The organism is Rhodococcus sp. IEGM 1351 (assembly GCF_030056875.1).
Classification (GTDB): domain Bacteria; phylum Actinomycetota; class Actinomycetes; order Mycobacteriales; family Mycobacteriaceae; genus Rhodococcus_F; species Rhodococcus_F opacus.
In genome coordinates this window covers 154,795-160,794 of record NZ_JASHKU010000020.1, presented here as the reverse complement: position 1 = coordinate 160,794, position 6,000 = coordinate 154,795, and the positions used below count along the sequence as shown (strand labels likewise).

The 6,000-nt window shown below is 61.5% G+C and carries 7 protein-coding genes; 1 reads left to right on the top strand and 6 read right to left on the bottom strand.

What is annotated here, in order from left to right; genetic code table 11:
- Nucleotides 1–179: 179 nt before the first annotated feature.
- The 6 genes from QM806_RS29800 to QM806_RS29775 all read right to left on the bottom strand — a co-directional run bounded on the left by QM806_RS29800 (nt 180) and on the right by QM806_RS29775 (nt 4,957).
- Nucleotides 180–632: a hypothetical protein gene (locus QM806_RS29800; protein WP_037207825.1), complete on the bottom strand. Its 453-nt coding sequence runs from the start codon at nt 630–632 to the stop codon at nt 180–182.
- A 24-nt stretch (nt 633–656) separates the two neighbouring features.
- Entirely contained in the window at nt 657–1,613 is a 957-nt protein-coding gene (locus QM806_RS29795) for an AraC family transcriptional regulator (protein WP_283293775.1), read from the bottom strand.
- A 109-nt stretch (nt 1,614–1,722) separates the two neighbouring features.
- Nucleotides 1,723–2,127 carry an SCP2 sterol-binding domain-containing protein gene (locus QM806_RS29790; RefSeq protein WP_005264917.1) on the bottom strand — a complete coding sequence of 135 codons (405 nt, stop codon included), beginning with the start codon at nt 2,125–2,127 and terminating at the stop codon, nt 1,723–1,725.
- Between the two features lie 157 nt (nt 2,128–2,284).
- Nucleotides 2,285–2,722 carry a tautomerase family protein gene (locus tag QM806_RS29785; protein WP_120660776.1) on the bottom strand — a complete coding sequence of 146 codons (438 nt, stop codon included), beginning with the start codon at nt 2,720–2,722 and terminating at the stop codon, nt 2,285–2,287.
- Nucleotides 2,723–3,097: 375 nt separating this feature from the next.
- Nucleotides 3,098–4,261: an NADH:flavin oxidoreductase gene (locus QM806_RS29780; protein ID WP_415651120.1), complete on the bottom strand. Its 1,164-nt coding sequence runs from the start codon at nt 4,259–4,261 to the stop codon at nt 3,098–3,100.
- Nucleotides 4,262–4,360: 99 nt separating this feature from the next.
- Nucleotides 4,361–4,957, bottom strand: coding sequence for a CGNR zinc finger domain-containing protein (locus QM806_RS29775; protein WP_133984335.1), 597 nt, complete (start codon nt 4,955–4,957; stop codon nt 4,361–4,363).
- Between the two features lie 317 nt (nt 4,958–5,274).
- On the opposite strand from QM806_RS29775, the gene QM806_RS29770 reads away from it, so the two are divergent.
- Nucleotides 5,275–6,000 (top strand): enoyl-CoA hydratase/isomerase family protein, encoded by a 726-nt coding sequence (locus QM806_RS29770; RefSeq protein ID WP_133984337.1) that lies wholly within the window; start codon nt 5,275–5,277, stop codon nt 5,998–6,000.

Below are 6,000 nucleotides of genomic sequence, written 5' to 3'. Positions count from 1 at the left end.
CACTCCGCAAGGGCCGCTTGACAAACAGAGAGGCACCCCACATGAGACACGCTCTAAGGGCCAACCGCCGCCGGTTGGCCCACCGCACGGGAAAGATTGGCGAATAGGAATTTCGCGAAGATGTGCTCCCCGATCACCGCAGTGCGCGTGGTTTTCGGAGCTCTCGTACTGGAACCCGCTTACGCGATCGACATCAGTGCAATGAACCGGAGAACCGTAATCGGGTGTGTGATCAATCCCTTGACGATGAGCTCTTTGCGGAGGATTGCGCGGATTACAGCCATACCTTGCCTGCTGAAGAAGCCTGTCGGGATCAGTCCGCCCGCCCGCATCTTCAGTTGGGACACGGCCATAAGCTGATCGCCCGTCGTGTCGATCACAGTGACACTGGGTAGCCCGGCTATATCGTTCAGGACCAAGGCCTTATCGGATCCGAAGAGAATTGTGCATGCTGTTCCGGATCCGCCTTCGCGTAATGCAATCGGCCGTGCAATTCTACCGGCTGTCTTGCGCCGTCCCGGGAAACTGTCAAAATTCTCTTGGAGTAGTATTCCAGTCAACGATGCCAAGCCGTTGGGATCACCATCAGCGTAAAATGTACACTTGTACAGGTCTTTGGTTGCTTGTGTCATGCGGGGAGCCTTTGCAGAGTTGATTTAGCTGGCCAAGTCGTTCATGGTCGATGCAAAGCGCGGATTCAGCGTTTCCATCTCGGAATGCTTGTCGACGTGGGAGATCCCAAAACTGTACCGATAGTCGCTCGGCGACATGGACAAGAAAGTTTTGAACTCGCGACCGAAATGGCTGGCGCCGTAGTATCCCCAACGGTGAGCAATGGACCCGATCGGGAGATTGGTGGCGACTACATCGCGGCGTGCGCCGGCGAGTCTTTGCGTACGAACGACCGATCTGACGGTGTCTCCAGTCAGGGAGAAGGTGCGATGCACTGTGCGGCTCGAGACATTGAACGCCTTGGCCATGTCGACCACGCGGATCGGGCCACCGCGCAGGTGTTCCTTGATCCACCATTCGAGCTGTGATCGCAGGGCCGGGAGCAGGGCCGGTCCGTCGTACGCCGCGCGGGTGTTGCTGCGGATCACCCCCGCCACGAGCGTGAGCAGCGCGTCGCGCGCGGCGTCGACCTCGGCGGGGTCCATGCACGTGATGTGTGTGCTCATGCTGTCCACGAAGCTGATCAGCAGGCGCGCCAGCGGACGAGATTGGTCGAGCATCAGGCAGTCGGGGATCGCGCCGCCGGTGTCATAAGGGGCGAGGGCAGCGAACGGGATGACCACGCTCCGCTTCCGGAGCACGCTCGACACAGTGGAGGAGTACGCCACTCGAGTCGTCGAAATGCGGGCGGTCCCGGCTTCCATGCGCGCGGTTCCCGAATCCAATTCGAAGACTTGACTGCCCGCCGACGCGGTGAGGAGCATCAGCGCCTCAGTGTCCGTCGTCTCGACCAGTCGCTTCGTGCGGACGAGTTTCAGCTCGGGGCACTCCCATTGGGTCACCTTGATATCGCTGACGTCGAGGGATCGGAACATCCCGTGGTTGTCCTCGTCCGAGTCGGCCGAGAGGTGGACGCCCATCGGCACCAGCCGGCTCGCCATCGCTCGCTCCCACGCTGCCCGCCGGTCCCGACGCTCGACCTGGCGAAGGTCGAGCGTCGGGACCGAATCGTCCGTCACGACGCCGTGTTCCATCGTTCGAACGGCACCATTAAACGAGTAGGTCCGCTCGGCCGGCGTCCGTCAGCAGCTTGATGTAGGTCGGGAACAGTTCCTTGGCTGCCGGAATGGCCTTGGCCAATGTGCCCATCTTCCCCTCGATGCCGATCGCGCCCGACGTCACGGACAAGAGGAGATTCAGGTCGCCCTGCCAGAAGCGGTTCGCGAATTCACCGGTCATGCGGAGGGTGCAGTCCGACTCAGCGTCGGCGCTCCCCTGGACGGCGGTCATGCGCGGGATGTCGATGATCACGACGCCGTTGGGCTCGGTGGTGACTACCTTGAGTACCCCCTCGGTGCTCGAAAGCTTCTCGACGAGCTTCGGGTCACTTTTGGCTTGTTCAAATGTCAGTCCGATGAACTTGTACAGGTCCTCGGCGCTGGGGGATGGGGACATTCTTGTGATTCCTCTCGTGACGGCCGTGGCACGACCGGGTGGCAACAACGTTGCCTGTGAACTCTCAGTGAAAGGTTCGGATGTGTTGACGCGGTTGCGTAGTCGAAATGTCCGGCGGTATCTGCGCAGACGCCCACCCTCGATGCGGCTCCAGCCGCTAGACCATCTCCCACTCGACGGCGGCGTTCAGGCGCGCCCATTCCCGCTCTGCGTCCGAATCTCCGGGTGGAGGCTTGATCCCATTGGTCCGCCACAGTTGGATCGGGGTTTCATCGATATGGATCTCCCAGCGGAAACCGCGGTCCTTGACGTGGGGTGCGATTGCGTCCTCGAAAGCGGCCATGGTCATATCCCGGAAGTCGTCCGACTCCGGCATACGGCGGGCAATGTGATCGATCGTGATGCGGACGAAATCGTTCGCCGGTTCCCCGCCGATCCAGATGGAGTCGACCGGCTGGTCGTGAAACACGACCACGACGTAGAACCGCGGCAGCCCCGCGAAGTCCACGTAGGTGTCGGTGATCGCGTCCGTGAACGCCTTCTTCTGTTCCTTGCTGTACGCACCTTCGGGCACGTAAATCTTCCACATCGGCATGTCGTTCTCCCTGTCCTTCGAAGCTGGCAGCCTGGCCATCGGTGTGGTCTAAGCCACAACCAAGATTACGAACGCCACGTCCCCGTCAATAGGACCAGGGCGACGGGTGACGGTATTTCTACGCCCGAGAACCGCGCCGACGAGGTATGCCAATAACGCGCACAACGGCCGGTCCAGGCGAACTTGCCCGGATCCGGCCGTCGAAGAACCGTTTATTATTTCGGTGTAAGCACGTCGGCAATGTGGCCGGCGTCTCGTTGATTCATGCTGCGCGAGAGAGTGATACCGCCAACTCGGACGTCGATCATGCAAACCTTGTCGTGTCGAGAAGGCTTGCGGTGCAGGCCTGGATCGAGAGTCACCTTCACGCGGAAGTCAGTAGAGAGACTCGAGGAGCGCCGCGTCGTAAGGATCGGCATCGTTCAGGCGACCCGCGAACGCTTTGCGAGCCCACTCGGGGTCGGCGATCAGCGCGCGGCCGACTGCAACGAGGTCGAATTCATCGCGTTCAGCACGGTCGAGTAGTTCAGCGATGTCCGCGACCGCAGACTTCGTTGGCCTGCCATCAGGCCCGGCGAACTCCTTGTCCAGACCGACGGAACCGACCGTAACTGATGCTTTACCCGTGAGCTTCTTGGCCCAGCCGGCGAGATTCAGGTCGCTGCCTTCGAACTCCGGAAGCCAGTAGCGGCGAGTAGAAGCGTGGAAAACATCGACACCGGCGTCGGCCAGCGGCGCCAAGATTGCCTCCAGTTCCGTGGGCGTGTGGGCGATACGCGCGTCGAACTGTCCCGACTTCCACTGCGACAGCCGGAAGAAAATTGGGAAACCGGGTGTGACTGCCGCCCGGACGGCCTCGACGACCTCGGCGGCGAACCGCACCCTGGATGCGAGGTCGCCGCCATAGGCATCGGTACGCCGATTGGTCCGTTCCCAAAGGAATTGGTCAACGAGGTAGCCGTGGGCACCGTGCAGTTCCAGACCGTCGAATCCTAGGTCCTGGGCGGCCGCAGCCGCGGTGGCGAAGCTTCCGATGACGTCATCGATATCAGCGGCACTGAGTGCAATTCCGTGGGGCACACCATCGAGGGCCAAACCGGAAGGACCCACGGGCGGCGCTGTACTGATAGGGCCAGCCCCTTCGGTGCGAGTAGAACCCACGTGCCAAAGTTGGGGAATTATCTTTCCTCCGGCCTGGTGCACAGCCGACACCACATTCCGCCAACCGGCGAGGGCTTCGCCGCCCCAGAAGCGTGGGACCCGCTCGCTGGTGCCTGATGAGGCGTGCTGCACCAACGTCCCCTCGGTGATGATCAGGCCGACCTCCGCGGCAGCGCGACGCGCGTAATACTGGGCCACGTCATCGCCGGGGACTCCGCCCGGCGAGAAGTACCGCGTCAGCGGCGCCATGACGATGCGGTTGGGTACTACCAGGTCACCAACACTGAAGGGGCGCCCGAGAACCTGCGCTGTCCGCACGACACCTGGGGTTGTGGTCACGTCTTTCCTCCTGAGAATCCGAAGATGCCGGCTAGGCATGCGGAAATGACCGTATCAGTTTTGGTCATTTCACACCATGGCACCATTTCATCGCCCCACCTCACGAGCGACTATGCACACTCGCTGTCTCGGCGTGCATTACGATTCGGAGGTTCGGGCCCGCTGACGGGCCCTGTGCGCACGCAGGTTTTCCGGGTTTCCGCACAGCTTGGCGGAATGCCACACCGCACTGTTATTGCGCGAGGAATCGTAGAAAGCCACCCCGCAGCGCGCATTTCGGCAGATCTTGAGTCGGCGCCACGCGCCCGCCTGTTGGGCCTGGAAGACCTCGAGCACGACCACAGCGGCGAAGTACCGCCACCCTTGGCCGCGGGGCTCGAGAACCGCGTGTCCACCGCGATCGAGCCGTAAGGCCGCCGCCGCGACATGAACTACCGGTGCGTCGTGCCCACCGCCGCCAACGCACGGCTCGAGTAGCCGCAGCAATTCGGAGCGCAGCCCGACGAGTTCCTCCAGGTCATGGGCGTCGAGACGGACCGGCGCAGCCGACTGCCCTGATCGCGCCGCCCAGATCGCCAGCGCTCGATCGAGCCAGGCCTGTGCGTCAGAAAGACTGCCGAGTAGGTCGATTTCTCGCGGGCGTCCGGTCGAGATCGTGTTGACGAAGTCGTGCACCAGCGCCAACCCGGCCGGTGCCGGCGCGATCTCGTACCGCGCGCAGGCAGACCACGTCATTGCTGAGCCTTCTCCGGGTTTTTCTTCCATTGACATGACTGTAATCGGTTAGGCCACTCGTTCGATACCCCATCGAAACGACGCATTTTCACCCCGCGCTCTTGACGGTCTGGTCTAGACGTCCTAGTCTAAAGCGCATTCGGTCGGGCGGGGATTGCAGTGCACCGTCCCCCGCGCGGGCGCACTTCGAATGCCGAACGCGTGGCCATCGACACCGGCTCAGTGCACTCCATCGGCCGCGCGGCCGCAGTTTCGGCAAATGTGTAGGTCCACCGCCAGCCGCACCATATTTGCGCACCAAACCTCGAAGGAACAAGATGTCCCTCATTACCGATACGGTTAATCCCGGCATTCGCCTGTTGACAATCGACAGACCAGCCAAACGCAACGCCTTCGACATCGAAACCTATGTTGCACTGGCCGAGGGCATTGTGGAGGCCGACCGCGACCACGAAGTACGCGTCATCGTCATTACGGGTAGTGGTGGCGTTTTCACCGCCGGCAATGATCTTGTCGATTTTCGGGATCAGCCCGATTCGATGGCTGCATTCGATCTTCTGCGTACCTTGGTCGCGACAGAGAAACCGATTGTCGCGGCAGTCGAAGGATTTGCGGTCGGCATCGGGGCGAGCATGCTCCTGCACTGCGACTTAGCTTTCGCGGGCAATTCGACCGTCTTTTCGCTGCCGTTTGTCACTCTAGGACTGACCCCTGAAGGCGCCACAACGCTTGTGTTGCCCCGTATCGCCGGTGTCAAGCTGGCCACCGAGTTGCTGATGCTCGGGAAGAAATTCACCTCGAAGCGGGCAGAAGAGGCCGGTCTCATCAACCGCGCAGTCGCCGACGGGACCGCACTCGCTGCTGCCCTCGAGACCGCAACCTCTCTTCAAGAACTGCCCACCGAATCGGTGCGGATCACCAAACGCCTTCTCCATCGCGACCGACTCGAGGTCCTCCAGGTAATCGACGAGGAAGCAGAGTTTTTCCGAAAACGTTGCCATTCAACAGAAGCCAAGGCTGCAATTGCACATTTCCTCAATTGA